We start from the raw sequence: 14,613 nt of genomic DNA on the forward strand, positions 1-14,613 counted from the left end.
GGTTAGCTCTTCATCTGCGTGACGGTCTGCAGCATCTGGTCGGACGTCGTCACGGCCTTGCTGTTGATCTCGTAGGCACGCTGCGTCTGGATCATGTTGACGAGCTCCTGCACGACGTTCACGTTCGACGCTTCGACGTAGTTCTGGTTGAGCGTGCCCGCGCCGTTCAGGCCCGGCTGCGACACGTTCGGCGCGCCCGACGACGTCGTCTCGGAGAACAGGTTCTCGCCGCGCGCTTCGAGGCCGGCCGGGTTGATGAAGGTCGCGACCTGCAGCGAGCCGATCTGCACCGAATTGGTCGAGCCCGCCTGCGTGACCGTCACGACACCGTCCTTGCCGATGGTCAGCGACGTCGCGTTCTGCGGGATCGTGATCGCCGGCAGGACCTGGTAGCCGCTCGACGTGACGAGCTGGCCCTGCGCGTTGGTCTGGAACGCGCCGTCGCGCGTGTAGGCGTTCGTGCCGTCCGGCATCACCACCTGGAAGAAGCCGGCGCCGTTGATCGCGACGTCCTTCGCGTTGCCGGTCTGCGTGAGGCCGCCCTGCGTATACCGGCGCTCGGTCGCGACCTGCTGCACGCCGGTGCCGAGCTGCAGGCCCGACGGCAGTTCCGTCTGCTGCGTCGAGTTCGCGCCCGGCTGGCGGATGGTCTGGTACAGCAGATCCTCGAACACCGCGCGCGACGCCTTGAAGCCGTTCGTGCTGGTGTTCGCGAGGTTGTTCGAAATCACGTCCATCTGCGCTTGCTGCGCATTCATGCCGGTCGCGGCGATGTAGAGCGAACGATTCATTTATCAGGTCTCCTGCGTAGGGTGGCGCGGGCGCTCAGCTGAAATTGAGCAGCTGGTTCGCCGTCTGCTCGTTCTGGTCGGCCGTCTGGATCAGCTTCGACTGCAGCTGGAACGCGCGCGCGTTGTCGATCATCGCGACCATCGCGGTCACCGGGTTGACGTTGCTGCCTTCGAGCGAATTCGGCGTGACGACCACGTTCGGGTCGGCGTCGGCCGGATTGCCGTCGGCGGTACGGAACAGCCCGTCGTTGCCGCGCGTGAGCGTGGCCGGATCGGGGTTCACGAGCTTCATCTGGTCGACGATCGCGACCGCCGTCGGCGGGTCGCCCGGCATCAGCGCGGAAATCGTGCCGTCCTTGCCGATCGTCACTTCCGCGTTCGGCGGCACCGAGATCGGGCCGCCGTTGCCGACCACCGGCAGGTTGCTCGCGTTGACGAGCTGGCCGTTCTCGTCGACGTGCAGGTTGCCGGCGCGCGTGTACGCCTCGCTGCCGTCGGCCGCCTGCACCGCCAGCCAGCCCGCGCCTTGCACGGCGACGTCGAGCGGGTTGCCGGTGCGCGTGATCGGACCCGGCGCGTAGTCGGCGCCGGGCGTCGACGCGAGCACGTAGGTGCGCGTCGTCGTCGGGTCGATGTTGCTGCCGTCGCCGAAATTCATCGGCACCGCGCGATACGTCGCGAGCTGCGCGCGAAAGCCCGTCGTCGACGCGTTCGCGAGGTTGTTCGCGACGATCGCCTGCTGGTCGAGCGACTGCGACGCACCCGTCATCGCCGTGTAGATCAGTCGGTCCATGGCTGCCCGTTATCCGCGCTTACAGGTTGATGAGCGTCTGGTCGACGGTCTGCTGCGTCTTGATCGTCTGCGCGTTCGCCTGGTAGTTGCGCTGCGCGGTGATCAGGTTGACGAGCTGCGACGTGAGGTCGACGTTCGAGTTTTCCAGCGCGCTGCCCTGCAGCTTGCCGTGGTTCGTGCTGCCCGGCGCCGAGATCTGCGGCACGCCCGACGCGGAGCTTTCCGCGTACTGGTTGCCGCCGAGGTTCACCAGCCCGTTCGGGTTGTTGAAGTTCGCGAGCGCGATCTGGCCGAGCACGGCGGTCTGGCCGTTCGAGTAGTTGCCGGTCAGCTTGCCGTCGGCGCCGATCGTGTAGGTCGTCAGCGTGCCGCTCGCGTAGCCGTCCTGCGCGAGGTTGTTCACGCCGTCCTTGCCGCCGTACTGCGTCGTGCCGGTCAGGTCGAGCGTGAGGCTCTGCGGCGTCGCCGAGCCGTCGGTGTTCGGCACCGTGAACTGGAACTGGCCGACCGACGTGGTCGGCGCGGGCGGCGTGCCCGTGGTCGTGCTCTTGATCGCACCCGACGAGTCGAACGTGACCGTGCCGAGATCCGTCGTGGCGCCGCCCTGCACGCCCGCGTATGCTTCCCACGTGCCGGCCGCCGACTTCACGAAGTACATGTTGACCGCCTGCGAACCGCCAAGCGAGTCGTACACCTGGATCGACGTCGAGTAGTTGTAGGTCGTGTTGTCGGACGCGCTGAACGGCGTCTTGGTCGGCACCGTGTCCTGCGAGTTCAGGTTGAACTGCGCGGAGATCTTGGTCGTCGCGGTCGGCGCGATGTTGCTCGTCGGCGCCTGCAGCGGCACGGTCTGCGCGGTGTTGATCACGCCGCCGCCGTTGGCTGCGTAGCCCATCAGGTTGCGGCCCTGCGAGTCGACGATGAAGCCGTTCTTGTCGCGCTGGAACGTGCCGTCGCGCGAGTACGTCGTCACGCCGTTGTTCGACATCTGGAAGAAGCCGTTGCCGTTGATCGCGACGTCGAGCGACGAGCTCGTCGTGTTGATCGTGCCCTGGCCGAAGTTCTGCTGCACCGCGTTCAGCGACGTGCCGATACCGATCTGCGTGTTGGTCGACGTCGCGACCGAGTTCGCGTACATGTCGGCGAACTGCGCGGTGCTCGACTTGAAGCCGACCGTGTTCGCGTTCGCGATGTTGTTGCCGATCACGTCGAGCGCGTTCGATGCACCCGCGAGGCCGCTCAGACCCTGTTGATAACCCATTTCGGTCTCCGTTTCGAGATTGCTCGATCAGTATCAGTTGGAGGTGGTGCCGCTGCCGGACGACGACGCGGTGTTCGGGAAAATCGAGGCGACCTGGGTCAGCCCCACGGTCGTGCCGTTCGACAGCACGAGCCCCGCCGTGCCGTCCGCCTGCTTGATCACGCTCTGCACGGTCGACGCCGCGAGCGTCGTGGCCGGCTGCGGCGTGCCGTTGCTGTCGGTGTACGACGCGCTGACGGTGTACTTGCCGTCCGGCAGTGCGTTGCCCGCCGCGTCGGTCGGCGTCCAGTTGAACGGCACGGTGCCGGCCGACTGCGCGCCCGCGTTGATCGTGTTCACCACGGTGCCCGCCGCGTTCTTCACGGTGATCGTCAGGTTCGACACCGAACTCGCGAGCGACACGCCGAACGGCGACGCCGCGCCGCTCTTCACCGCGACCGCATTGCCCGGCGCGAGCACGTTCGTGCCGATCAGCAGCGCGGCCTGCGTCTGCTGGCCGGCCGTGAGCTGCGAAGACAGCGACGTGAGCGACGTGTTCAGCTGCGCGATGCCGCTCACCGTGTTGATCTGCGCGAGCTGCGACGTCATCTGCGAGCTGTCGACCGGGCTGGTCGGATCCTGGTTCTGCAACTGCGTGACGAGCAGCTTCAGGAACGTCGCCTGCAGGTCGCTCGCCGACGTGCCGTTGGTCGACGACACTTTGTTGGTGTTCATCGTGTCGGTCGGCAGGTTCGACACGTTGGTGCCGTTGCTGCCGATCGTCGTGCTGGAGGAAGTCATCCTGGGTGGCCTTCTGTCGGAACTGTCGGGTCTGTAAGGTCGGTCGGCGCGGCTTACGAGCCGATCGTCAGCGTCTTGAGCATCAGCGTCTTCGCGGTGTTCAGCGTCTCGACGTTGGCCTGGTACGAGCGCGATGCCGAGATCATGTTCACCATCTCCTGCACCGGATCGACGTTCGGCATCTGCACGTAGCCGTTCGAATCGGCGGCCGGGTTCGACGGGTCGTAGGTCGACTTCATCGGCGACGGGTCGTCCATCACCTTCGTCACGCGCACGCCGCCCACGCCCTGGCCGGACGCGGTGCGCGCGCCGCCGATCGGGTCGGTCGCGAACACGACCTGCTTGGCCTTGTACGGCTTGCCGTCGGGGCCGGTCGCGCTGTCGGCGTTCGCAAGGTTCGACGCGGTGACGTTCAGGCGCTGCGACTGCGCGGACAGCGCCGAGCCGGCGACGCCGAAGATGTTCATCAACGAGGGCATGGAAGCTCCTTTTGCTCGGATTCGGAGGCGGTACGCGCCGTTACTGGTTCGACGTGATCGCGGCGATCATCGCCTTGATCTGCTGGGTCATCACGGTCATCCCGGTCTGGTAGTGCAGCGCGTTGTTCGCGAACTGCACGCGCTCGACGTCGAGATCGACCGTGTTGCCGTCGAGCGACGGCTGCAGCGGCATCCGGTATTGCGCACGGCCGTAGTCGTCCGACGGGCCGCCCGTCGGGATCAGCTTCGCGGTGCCGGCCATGTGGCCCGCCGCCGTCGACACCATCGACATCCCGTTCGTCACGCCGGCCGGCTGTGCCATCGGCAGTTGCGCCGCGTTGCTCGGCGCGAGGCCGCCGCCTGCCTGCTTCAGCGAGCGCGCGAGCGTCGACGCGAAATCGACGTCGCGGGCCTGGTAGCCGGGCGTGTCGGAGTTCGCGATGTTCGACGACAGCAGTTCCTGCCGGTAGGCGCGCACGTCCAGCGCCTGTCGGCCGAACGCGAATTCCGCATCGAGTTTGTCCAGCATGTGTGCGTCTCTCCGTATGAAGCGCTGCACGCCCCTCACGCCGGATGGCGACGCGAGAGGCTTTTTTCCATGACAGCGATGGTAGGCGTCGGACGCAACCGGCAATCGGGCGAATAACGCGGCAAAGGCCCCCTCTATTCATCGTTTGCGCGACCGCCCCGCTCCCTAGAATGCGAAGCGGAGCAACGGATCGGGGATACGGCGATGACTGGCAGCGCACTTCGCGGAAGGAACGGGCGGCTCACGCACGTCCGGCGTGCGTTTGCGCTCGCCGCGGCGCTGTCGGCGCTGTGGATCGCCGCCCCGGCCGCGCACGCGGACGACGCGATGATCGTGATTCCGGGGCGCGGCGAGACGGCCGAAACCGCGCTCGCGCACGCCAATGCGGCGAGCGGCGGGCAGTTCGGCGGGAATGCGGCGATGGCGCCGGCTTCGGGCCTGGCGCCGGACACGGGTCGTGCCGCGAGCGGCGCGGGTGCGGGTGCGGCTGCCGCCGCCGGCGCGTCCGGCACCGGCTACGCGGCGCAACCGGCTGGCACGATGGTCGTGACGACCGTCCCGGCGCCTGCGCCTGCGCCAGCCCCGGCGCCGCGCGCTGTTTATGCAGCCGCCCGCATGAACGCCGAAACCGGATATGGCGCGCCACGCGCCGCCGATCCGAACGCGATCGCGACGGTCGTCGCCGGCACGGCCGAACCCGCATCGAATCCCGTACGGCCGGCCCCGCAGCCGGCCATGGCCGCACGCCTGGCGGCGGCCCGCGCCGCACCCGCGCCGCGCGCCGTCCCGGTTTCCGCGAACCCGGCCCCGGCGGCCAATGCCGCCAACGCGACCCAGCCCGCGACGCCGCCCGGCCAGCAGGATCCCGAGTCGATCCGCCGCACGGCCCTCGCGTTCCTGCAGCAGCAGGTCGCGGGCCTGCCCGGCAAGACCACCACGACGGTCACGACCGCGTTTCCGCGCGGGCTCGCCGCGTGCACGACGCTCGAACCGTTCATGCCGACCGGCGCGCGCCTGTGGGGCCGCACGACGGTCGGCGTGCGCTGCGCGGGCGAGCGGCCGTGGACCGTCTACCTGCAGGCGAAAGTCACCGTGCAGGCCACCTACTACGTCGCCGCGCGCCAGATCGCGCCCGGCGAGCCGCTTTCCGCGGCCGACCTGGTCGCCCGCGACGGCGACCTGACGGTGCTGCCGCTCGCGGTGATCACCGATCCGGCGCAGGCGATCGGCGCGACCGCGCTCGCGCGCATCTCGGCCGGGCTGCCGCTGCGGCAGGACCTGCTGAAGAGCGCGGCGTCGGTGTCGGCCGGCCAGACAGTGCGGGTCGTCGCGGCCGGGCCCGGATTCACGATTTCGGCCGAGGGCAGCGCGCTGGCGAACGCGGCGCCCGGCCAGTCGGTACGGGTGCGGATGGCGGCGGGCCAGATCGTCACGGCGATCGTCAAGGACGCCGGCACCGTGGAAATTCCGCTATAGGGACGGATCTCGCGGCAAGAATGTAAAGAATTGTTTATTCGGGCCATTTCGGGCTCGCGATGCTAAAGTTCGGGCCGACCCGGCCGTTATCTGGGTCAAACCGAACAGGAAACCCATCGTGAAGATCGATTCCACTCCGAACCCGAGCCCCCTGGCGCCGACCGGCAACGGCGCGACCCGTGCGCAATCCGGCACGGCCTCGTCTTCGTCCGCGCAGGCGGCCGATGCGGGGTCGACCGGCGGTGACATGAGCGTGAACCTGTCGGGTCTGTCCGGCCGGTTGCGCTCGGTATCCGCGTCCGGCAACGGCGATATCGACACGGGCCTGGTCCAGTCGATCAAGGACGCGCTGAACAACGGCACGCTGACGATCGACGCGAACAAGATCGCCGACGGCGTATTGAATACCGCCCGAGAGCTGCTGCAGCAGCAGCGCCCGGGCAACTGAAGCCGGCCTCGCGAGGCCGGCCCCCCGGGTTTGCCGGCGCTACCCGCGCCGGCGCGACGAGCATGACGCGATGAGAGAAGAGCTGCTGGCCACGGTCAACGACGAACACGCGACGGTCGAGGCGTTCGCGTCCCTGCTCGCGTACGAGGAAAAGGCGCTGACGACGGCGCAGCCGCTCGAGATGCTGCCCGGGATCGTCGAGAAGAAAAGCGAGCTGATCGACCGGCTCGCGCAGCTCGAACGCACGCGCGATACGCAGCTTTCCGCACTCGGCTTTCCGGCCGGCAAGAAGGGGATGGACCAGGCCGCCGAGCGCGATGCCCGCCTCGCCGGCCGCTGGCAGTTGCTGCAACAGGCCGCCGAACGCGCGCGCCAGGCCAATGCGAACAACGGGATGCTGATCCGGATCCGGATGGACTACAACGAGCGCGCGCTCGCGGTACTGCGCTCGGCGCCCGCGCCGGCCGGCGTCTACGGCCCCGACGGGCGCGTGTCGGCCCTCACGCGCTGAAGCACTGACTGACCGACCGGCGGCAGCGCCGCCACCGTACTCCCCCCCGCCGTTCGCGGCACGTCACGTTTCGACAGACCGGGCCCGAGCCCGGCACCCACGGTCCCTTCCGATACACGGTCGCGCAGCCGCGCGCCGTCCCGTCACAACAATCAGAAGAGGGCCGCATGCCATATTTCCGCATTCCGTTTTCATCCCGCGTCGCTGCCGTGTCCGCTGTCGCCACGCTGGGCGCCGCCCTGACGCTCCCCGCCGCGCAGGCCGCCGGCCCCGCGCCGCTGCCCACGCCGACGGGCGACATGGCGCTGTCTCCAGCCGGCCCCGACATCGCGCCGCCGGCCGCATCGAGCCCGCCGGGCGCCACGCCGCGCGCGTCCCGCCGCGGGTCCGACACCTACACGTACCTGCGCTGCTGGTACCGGATCGACGCGGACCCGCTGAAGCCGGCCGCGACGTACGAATGGGCACTCAACCCCGCCGGCGGCGACTGGTATCGCGTGTCCGGCTACTGGTGGGCGGACGGCATCACGCAGTGGAAGAACATGTTCTACAGCACGACGACGCAGGACACGCTCGCCGACGTATGCCGCAAGACGCTGGCCGCGAAAGGCATCAGGACCGACCTCGTGCAGGCGGTCGCGGCGAACAACGCGCTGTCGTTCAACTACACGGTGTGGACCATCGACGCCGCGCAGCAGGACGCGCGCGTCAACAAGCTGATCGTGTTCGGCGACAGCCTGTCCGACACGCAGAACATGTTCAATGCAAGCCAGTGGAAGCTGCCGAACGGCACGAGCTGGCAGGCGGGCCGCTTCAGCAACGGCCCGGTGTGGGCCGAATATCTCGCGCACGCGCTGCGGCTGCCGTTCTACAACTGGGCGATCGGCGGCGCGGCGACCGACCAGTACCTCGTCGTGCCGGGCCTCGTGCAGCAGATCGACTCGTGGCGCGAATACATGGATCGCGCGCCGGACTACCGGCCCGCCAACACGCTGTTCGCGGTGTTCGCGAGCGGCAACGATCTGGTGAACTACGGGCGCTCGCCCGAGCAGGCGGCGAATGCGGTGCGCGACAGCCTCGAGCGGCTCGCCGCGGCCGGCGCGACGCGGATCATGCTCGTCACGCTGCCGGACGTGTCGCGCGCGCCGGTGTTCGCGACCCGCACCGACACCGCGAGCGTCGCCGCGCAGGTGAAGGACTACAACCAGCGCCTCGCGGACGCGGCCGCCGCGCTGCGCGCCCGCTACGGCGCGACGCTGCGGCTCGAGGTATTCGATGCGTACGCGCTGTTCGACGACCTGCTGAGCCACCCGGCCCAGTACGGCTTCGACGACGCGAAGCGTTCCTGTCTCGACATCCCGAAACCGTCGTCGCTCACCTACATGGCCGCGCAGACGCCGCGTACGGACTGCCGCGATCCGGCGCGCTTCGTGTTCTGGGACACGCTGCACCCGACCACGCGCACGCACGCATGGCTCGCCGAGCGGATCGCGCCGTTCGTGCGCGCACGCCTGCTGAACTGAGCGGCACGGGCGGCGGTGCCTACAGCAGCGGACACGCGGTGACCTGCGTGCCGCGCTCCACGCACAGCCGCTCGTAGTCGCGCAGGTACGCGCGCTCGCCGTCGTCCAGCAGGTCGAGATCGATCAGGTCCCAGTCGTAGCCGACCGTCACGATGTTCTCGAACGTGACGGTGTCCGGCTGCGCGTCGTCCCGGTGGATGATCACGATGTTCTCGATCCGCACGCCGCCCTTGCCCGGCACGTAGATGCCCGGCTCGACCGAAATCACCGCATTCGGCACGAGCCCGTACTGCGCGCCCGGCGCGAACCGCACGCCGCCCTCGTGCACGTGAATCCCGACGCCGTGCCCGGTGCCGTGACCGAAATCGTAGCCGTGGTCGCGGCACACCTGCCGCACGAGCGCATCGACGTCGCCGCCCTTTGCGTCGCTCGGGAAGCGCGTGACGAGCCCCTTGATGCAGGCCTTCAGCGCGACCGTGTAGATCTCGCGCTGCCACGGCTGCGCGACCGTTTCCGGCCGGGTCCGGCGCAGCACCACGCGGGTGCAGTCCGTCGCGAAGCCGGCTTCGTAGTACGCGCCGCTGTCGAGCAGCACGAGTTCGCCTTCCGTCAGCTCGACGTCGGCGCTCGCCGCCGTGTAATGCGCGAACGCGCTGTTCGCGCCGTTCGCCGCGATCGACGGAAACGTCAGCGCCACCGCCGAGCGTGCGCCGTACGCGTCGTTGATCGTGCGCGCCAGGTCGTATTCGGTGTGGCGCGTGCCCGGCTCGCCGGCCTTCGCCCAGCGCATCGTCTCGGCGATCGCCGCGGAGCTGCGCGCGAACGCGTCGCGGAACCGGTCGAGCACCGCCGGCGTCTTGCCGGCCCGCATCGCCTCGACCGGGTTGAAGTCGGCCTGCCGCGCGTGCGGCCACACCCGCTTCACCGCGTCGACGAGCGCGCAGTTCACCGATTCGAAGCCGTAGCACACGTGCTCGACGTCGAACTGCGCGAGAAAGCGCTCGAGCGCCGCGACATCGCGCCGGATCACGTGCAGCGCCGGATACGACGCGAGCGTGACCTCGCAGCGGTCGCAGCCTTCCGGCAGGAACAACGCCACCTGGCCGCCGACCGCGAACAGGAAGCCGAGGTGCGACGACGCATTCGGGATGTGATAGCCGCGGCTGTTCAGCAGGTACGCGAGGTCATCCGACGCGCAGGTGAAGAACGCGGTCTTGCCGTCCGGCGCGCCGGTATGCGCGGCGAGCTGACGGTTCAGCGTGTCGAGGTTCTGCGCGACGCTCAAGCCGGTCGCCGATTCCGGCACTTCGAAGATCGGCCGCTCGACGACCCAGCCCGGCAGCGCGATCGCGCGATCGATCTCCCGGTCGACGAGGCTCGTCCAGTCGAGCGACGCGGCCTGCGTCCGTTCGAACAGACGATCGCGCTGCGCGACGCTGATCCGCCGCGCGTCGTAGCCGACCCGTGCGAGCCGGCTGCCGTGCGCGACCAGCCAGTCGGCCATCGCCTGCCAGATCGTCACGTCCATCCCGAGCTTCTCGATGCGCACGCGCGCCGGATCGCACTGCTGCTCGGCCTGCAGGTGATAGCGGCCGTCGACGAACAGCACGAACGGGGGCAGATCGAGCGCCTGCGCGGTCGCCGTGCTCAGGAAGATCCCGCAGCCGGCCGAGCCGTCGAAACCCGACACCGCATAGCGCGGATTGTTGGCGAGCGGCAGGTACTCGGTCACGTATTCGTCCTGCGACGTGACCAGCACCGCGTCGAGCCGCGCGGCATCGAGCAGGCGCGACAGGCCCGCCTGCGTGTCGACGACGGATGCGTCGTACGGGGGAAGGCCGGAGAAGCTGTATTTCAGTCGATCGATCATCGGAAGCCCGTTATGCATTGTTGTCGGCGGCCGGCGGTGACGCGGCGGGGTGCAGGCCCGAGGCAGGCCTGATGCGGCACGGCGCCGCTGCAGGTGGACGTTCGGCCCGGTCCGGCGCGGCACGGCGCCGGACCGCCGTGCCGTTCCGGCAGCAGTCCTTGAAAAAATTTTCGTCCCACTTAACTTTTTTTGATACGCGCGACAGAATCTAGAGCACACCGAAATTGAGGTCAAGCTAAAATTTTCGTAGGGCTAAAATCGGCACGGCGCCTGCGCAGCCCGGCACAACGAGCATTCGTCCGGCAACGCTGCGCGGTACAATTCGCCGGCATCGCCGTCCCGACGGCCGTGCTTCGTGCGGTGCGCGGAAATCACCGTCCGGCGACTGCACCGCCCGTCCGCTCGCCTCCCGACTCGTTGTCACGAAAGAGATTCATGGATTCAGACATCATGCGTATCGGCCAGCGCATTCGCCGCCTGCGCCGGGACGCGAAGAAGACGCTGCTGGAAGTCGCGACCGAAGCGAAACTGTCGGTCGGGTTCCTGTCCCAGGTCGAGCGCCACCTCACGGGCATCTCGCTGTCGTCGCTCGTCAACGTCGCGAAGGCACTCGGCGTGCCGCTCGGCGCGCTGATCGACCAGCCGCGCCAGACCCAGCCCGATTCGTACGAGGGCCGCCGCAAGCCGTACGCGCTCGACGCCAGGTCGCAGTGGTACGAACGCCTCTCCACCACGTTCGACGGCAGCCAGATCAACGCGCTCAAGGTGCAGATGATGGAAGGCTACCGCTCGGAATGGGTCGCGCACGGCGGCGACGAATTCGTATACGTGCTGGCCGGCCGGATCTGCTACACGGTCGGCAAGAAGGATTACCCGCTGTCGCCCGGCGACTCGCTGCACTTCGACGCGCGCAAGCGGCATCGGGTCGCCAACGTGGGCGACGGGCCGGCCGAGGTGATCACGGTCGGCACGCTGCCGCTGTTCGACGACCGTGGCGCCTTCGTGTCGGCGACGATGGACGTCGGGAAACCGGGCCCCGCCGCGCGTGCGACGCCGGGCGAGCCGCGCGTGAGCCGCCGCGGGCCGTCGCCCAAGCGGGCGGAGCGCGATCGCGACGCCGGCGCGGCAGGAAAGGAAAAGAAAGCCGCGGCCAAGTCGCGCACATCTGCCGCCAAACGCCCGGCGGCCGCGAAGCCGGCGCGCAAGAAGAAGTCGTAACGATTGCCGGGAGGGCGACGCACGCCCTTCCCGTCGGCCCTATTCGCCGATCTCGAGCGCCTGCGCGACGGCCTCGATCCGTGCGCGATGCACGGCGTCCTTGATCTTCTCCGTGTCGTTGCCGATGCCGCGCGCGATTGCGCCGGCATCGACGCTGCGCGCGGCCGCGAGCGCGACGCGCAGCCGCTCGGCCTGCGGATACGGCTGCGCGTCGAGCCCGAGCCGCCCGCGCGCATCCGATTCGCACGCCTGCAGCATCTCGGCGAAACGCGCCGGCTTGCGCAGCGCGTCGCTGCGCTCGAACAGCCGTACCAGCGCGGCAGCGCCCATCTCCATCACGCGATGCAGGTTGCCGTGCTCGCGCGCGACGACCAGCGCGAGATCGCGGCATTCGTTCGGCACGCGCAGCCGCTCGCACAACGGCTTGAGCAGGTCGACGCTGCGCCCCTCGTGGCCGACGTGACGCGGCAGCACGTCGGCCGGTGTCGTCGCCTTGCCAAGATCGTGCGTGAGCGCCGCGAAGCGCACCGGCAGCGAATACCCCTGCTTCGCCGCATAGTCGACCACCATCATCACGTGCACGCCCGTGTCGACTTCCGGGTGGTAGTCGGCACGCTGCGGCACGCCCCACAACGCATCGACTTCCGGCAGGATGCGCGCGAGCGCGCCGCACTCGCGCAACACCGCGAACATCCGCGACGGCTTCGCTTCCATCAGCCCGCGCGCGATTTCCTGCCACACGCGTTCGGGCACGAGCGCGTCGACCTCGCCCGCATCGACCATCCGCCGCATCAGCGCGAGCGTTTCGTCCGCGACCGTGAAATCCGCGAACCGCGCGGCGAAGCGCGCGATGCGCAGGATCCGCACCGGATCCTCGACGAACGCGTCGCTCACGTGCCGGAACACGCGCGCGCGCAGGTCGGCCTGCCCGTCGAACGGATCGATCACCGGCCCGACCAGGTCGCCCTCCGGGCTCACCTCGCGCGCCATCGCGTTGATCGTCAGGTCACGCCGCGCGAGATCCTCGTCGAGCGTCACGTCCGGCGCATAATGGAACTGGAAGCCGTGATAGCCGGCCGCCGTCTTGCGCTCGGTGCGCGCGAGCGCGTACTCCTCTTGCGTGCTCGGATGCAGGAATACCGGGAAATCCTTGCCGACCGGCCGGAAACCCTGCGCGGCCATCTGCTCGGGGGTCGCGCCCACCACCACGTAGTCACGGTCCTGCACGGGCACGCCGAGCAGTTCGTCGCGGATGGCGCCGCCTACTGCGTAGATGTTCATGGCTGAGGCTCGTATTCGGCGATCACGTTCGTTTCGCGGCGCGCGGCGTCGATCCAGCGCTGGACGGCCGGCAGCGCCGTCACGCGGGCCGCATAGCCGGCCGCTTCCGGCGACAGGCCCGGCGCATACGTGTTGAAGCGCATCACGACGGGTGCGTACATCGCATCGGCGATGCCGAATTCGCCGAACAGGAACGGCCCGCCCGACGCCTCGAGACACTCATTCCACAGCGCATCGATGCGCGCGACATCGGCGAGCGCGTCCGGCGTCGCACCGCGCCCCGGCATCGACGCGCGCACGTTCATGCCCATCTGCGTGCGCAGCGCCGCGAAGCCCGAATGCATCTCAGCCGCGACGCAGCGCGCATGCGCGCGCTCGAGCGGATCGGCCGGCCACATCGGAAACTGCGGATAGCGCTCGGCGAGCGTCTCGGCGATCGCGAGCGAATCCCAGATCGCGACGCCGTGGTCGTCGATCAGGCACGGCACCTTGCCGGACGGCGAATACTCGCGGATGCGCGCGGCCGTGTCATCGTGGCGCAGCTCGATTGCGATCTCGTCGAACGGGATGCCGAAATGCGCGAGCAGCAGCCACGGGCGCATCGACCACGACGAGTAGTTCTTGTCTCCAATGACGAGTTTCATGACGGTGTTCCGGAAAACGCGAAGGTGGAAAGGATGACGCTGCCGGCCTAGCGGCGCGAGCGGAACCAGTCGAACCGGGAGCGCTGCGCGGCATGGCCGAGATACGCGGGCGCGATGCTTTCGAGACTCGCGGGCGAGATCCCGAGCTCCGGCGCGAGCGGCCCCGACAGCACGTTTGGCACCGACATCGTCGCGAGATTGTCGCGCGTCAGCACGGGCTCGCCGGGCAGGCATTCGAACACGCTCGCCTGCAGCCGCGCGAGCGCGTCGGGCAGCCGCACGATGCGGGCCTGCCGGCCGACCAGCGTGCCGCAATAGCGCACCAGCTGCTCGAGCGTATAGACGGTCGGGCCGCCGAGTTCGTAGGTCTTGCCGTATGCACCCGCGAGATCGAGCGTGTTGACGAACGCGCGCACGACATCGCCGACGAACACCGGCTGGAAGCGTGCGTCGGGCATCGCGAGCGGCAGCACGGGCACCGAGCGCTGCAGGTTCGCGAACGTGTTGAGGAACGCATCGCCGGGGCCGAATACGACCGACGGGCGGAAGATCGTCAGCGCGAGCGAATCGGTCGCCGCGATCGCATGCAGCGCGGCCTCGCCGTCGCCCTTCGAGCGCTGGTACATGCTCGCGCCGTGCGAATCGGCGCCGAGCGCGCTCATGTGCAGCACGCGCTGCACGCCCACTTCGGTGCACGCGGTCGCGAGCGCGGCCGGCAGCGTGACGTGCGCGCGCTCGAAACCGGGCCCGTACGGCGTGCCGCGGCCGCCGTGCAGCACGCCGACGAGGTTGATCGCCGCGTGCGCACCGGCGACGAAGCGCGCGAGCGTGCGCGTGTCGAGCGCTTCGAGCTCGACGATTTCGACCGGCAGCATCTGCAGGTGGCGCGCGTGGTCGCGCCGGCGTGTGCCGATCCGTACCTGCTTGCCGGATTCGATCAGCGCATTGACGAGCCGGCTGCCGATGAAGCCGGTGCCGCCCAGCAGCGCAACGGTCTGGCTATCCATGT

The 14,613-nt window shown here is 69.0% G+C and carries 15 protein-coding genes; 5 read left to right on the plus strand and 10 right to left on the minus strand.

The features are described 5' to 3' along the window. Positions 1-2: 2 nt before the first annotated feature. The 6 genes from flgG to flgB are packed head-to-tail and all read right to left on the minus strand — an operon-like array spanning position 3 to position 4,633. Positions 3-791, minus strand: coding sequence for a flagellar basal-body rod protein FlgG (gene flgG / locus CFB50_RS16770; RefSeq protein WP_089426514.1), 789 nt, complete (start codon positions 789-791; stop codon positions 3-5). A gap of 34 nt (positions 792-825) precedes the next feature. Further along, positions 826-1,584 (minus strand): flagellar basal-body rod protein FlgF, encoded by a 759-nt coding sequence (gene flgF / locus CFB50_RS16775; RefSeq protein WP_089446587.1) that lies wholly within the window; start codon positions 1,582-1,584, stop codon positions 826-828. Between the two features lie 19 nt (positions 1,585-1,603). After that, the gene (flgE, locus tag CFB50_RS16780; RefSeq protein WP_089446588.1) at positions 1,604-2,845 is read right to left on the minus strand and encodes a flagellar hook protein FlgE; all 1,242 of its coding nucleotides are present in this window, start codon (positions 2,843-2,845) and stop codon (positions 1,604-1,606) included. A 33-nt stretch (positions 2,846-2,878) separates the two neighbouring features. Then, positions 2,879-3,625, minus strand: a complete 747-nt coding sequence (locus CFB50_RS16785) for a flagellar hook assembly protein FlgD (RefSeq protein ID WP_089446589.1) — start codon at positions 3,623-3,625, stop codon at positions 2,879-2,881. A 53-nt stretch (positions 3,626-3,678) separates the two neighbouring features. Further along, on the minus strand, positions 3,679-4,104 hold the full coding sequence (gene flgC, locus CFB50_RS16790) for a flagellar basal body rod protein FlgC (RefSeq protein ID WP_011353470.1): 426 nt from the start codon (positions 4,102-4,104) through the stop codon (positions 3,679-3,681). A gap of 40 nt (positions 4,105-4,144) precedes the next feature. After that, positions 4,145-4,633, minus strand: a complete 489-nt coding sequence (gene flgB / locus CFB50_RS16795) for a flagellar basal body rod protein FlgB (protein ID WP_069249073.1) — start codon at positions 4,631-4,633, stop codon at positions 4,145-4,147. Between the two features lie 204 nt (positions 4,634-4,837). Between flgB and flgA the strand changes: the two genes are divergently transcribed. The 4 genes from flgA (at position 4,838) to CFB50_RS16815 (ending at position 8,591) form a co-directional block, all read left to right on the plus strand. Next, entirely contained in the window at positions 4,838-6,109 is a 1,272-nt protein-coding gene (gene flgA / locus CFB50_RS16800; protein ID WP_089446590.1) for a flagellar basal body P-ring formation chaperone FlgA, read from the plus strand. 118 nt (positions 6,110-6,227) lie between these two features. Further along, positions 6,228-6,557 (plus strand): flagellar biosynthesis anti-sigma factor FlgM, encoded by a 330-nt coding sequence (flgM, locus tag CFB50_RS16805; RefSeq protein WP_069249075.1) that lies wholly within the window; start codon positions 6,228-6,230, stop codon positions 6,555-6,557. A gap of 70 nt (positions 6,558-6,627) precedes the next feature. After that, a complete protein-coding gene (locus tag CFB50_RS16810; protein ID WP_089446591.1) occupies positions 6,628-7,068 on the plus strand; it encodes a flagella synthesis protein FlgN in 441 nt (146 codons plus the stop codon). Between the two features lie 167 nt (positions 7,069-7,235). Continuing rightward, positions 7,236-8,591: an SGNH/GDSL hydrolase family protein gene (locus tag CFB50_RS16815; protein ID WP_089446592.1), complete on the plus strand. Its 1,356-nt coding sequence runs from the start codon at positions 7,236-7,238 to the stop codon at positions 8,589-8,591. Between the two features lie 19 nt (positions 8,592-8,610). Here the strand turns inward: CFB50_RS16815 and CFB50_RS16820 are convergent, their stop codons facing one another. Beyond that, a complete protein-coding gene (locus tag CFB50_RS16820) occupies positions 8,611-10,461 on the minus strand; it encodes a M24 family metallopeptidase (protein WP_089446593.1) in 1,851 nt (616 codons plus the stop codon). A 435-nt stretch (positions 10,462-10,896) separates the two neighbouring features. Here CFB50_RS16820 and CFB50_RS16825 point away from each other — a divergent pair, with 435 nt between their 5' ends. Continuing rightward, on the plus strand, positions 10,897-11,679 hold the full coding sequence (locus CFB50_RS16825) for a helix-turn-helix domain-containing protein (RefSeq protein WP_089446594.1): 783 nt from the start codon (positions 10,897-10,899) through the stop codon (positions 11,677-11,679). A gap of 39 nt (positions 11,680-11,718) precedes the next feature. Here CFB50_RS16825 and CFB50_RS16830 read toward each other — a convergent pair whose 3' ends face one another. From CFB50_RS16830 to CFB50_RS16840, 3 genes are read right to left on the minus strand one after another with little or no spacing between them, the layout of a single operon-like run. Beyond that, a complete protein-coding gene (locus tag CFB50_RS16830) occupies positions 11,719-12,960 on the minus strand; it encodes a multifunctional CCA addition/repair protein (RefSeq protein WP_089446595.1) in 1,242 nt (413 codons plus the stop codon). After that, complete coding sequence (locus CFB50_RS16835; protein WP_089446596.1) at positions 12,957-13,604, minus strand: glutathione S-transferase family protein; 648 nt, start codon at positions 13,602-13,604, stop codon at positions 12,957-12,959. Before CFB50_RS16835 ends, CFB50_RS16830 begins: the two co-directional genes overlap by 4 nt. Positions 13,605-13,651: 47 nt before the next feature. Next, a complete protein-coding gene (locus CFB50_RS16840; protein WP_089446597.1) occupies positions 13,652-14,611 on the minus strand; it encodes a complex I NDUFA9 subunit family protein in 960 nt (319 codons plus the stop codon). Positions 14,612-14,613: the final 2 nt, after the last annotated feature.

The organism is Burkholderia sp. AU33423, from assembly GCF_002223135.1.
GTDB classification, from domain to species: Bacteria; Pseudomonadota; Gammaproteobacteria; order Burkholderiales; family Burkholderiaceae; genus Burkholderia; species Burkholderia lata_D.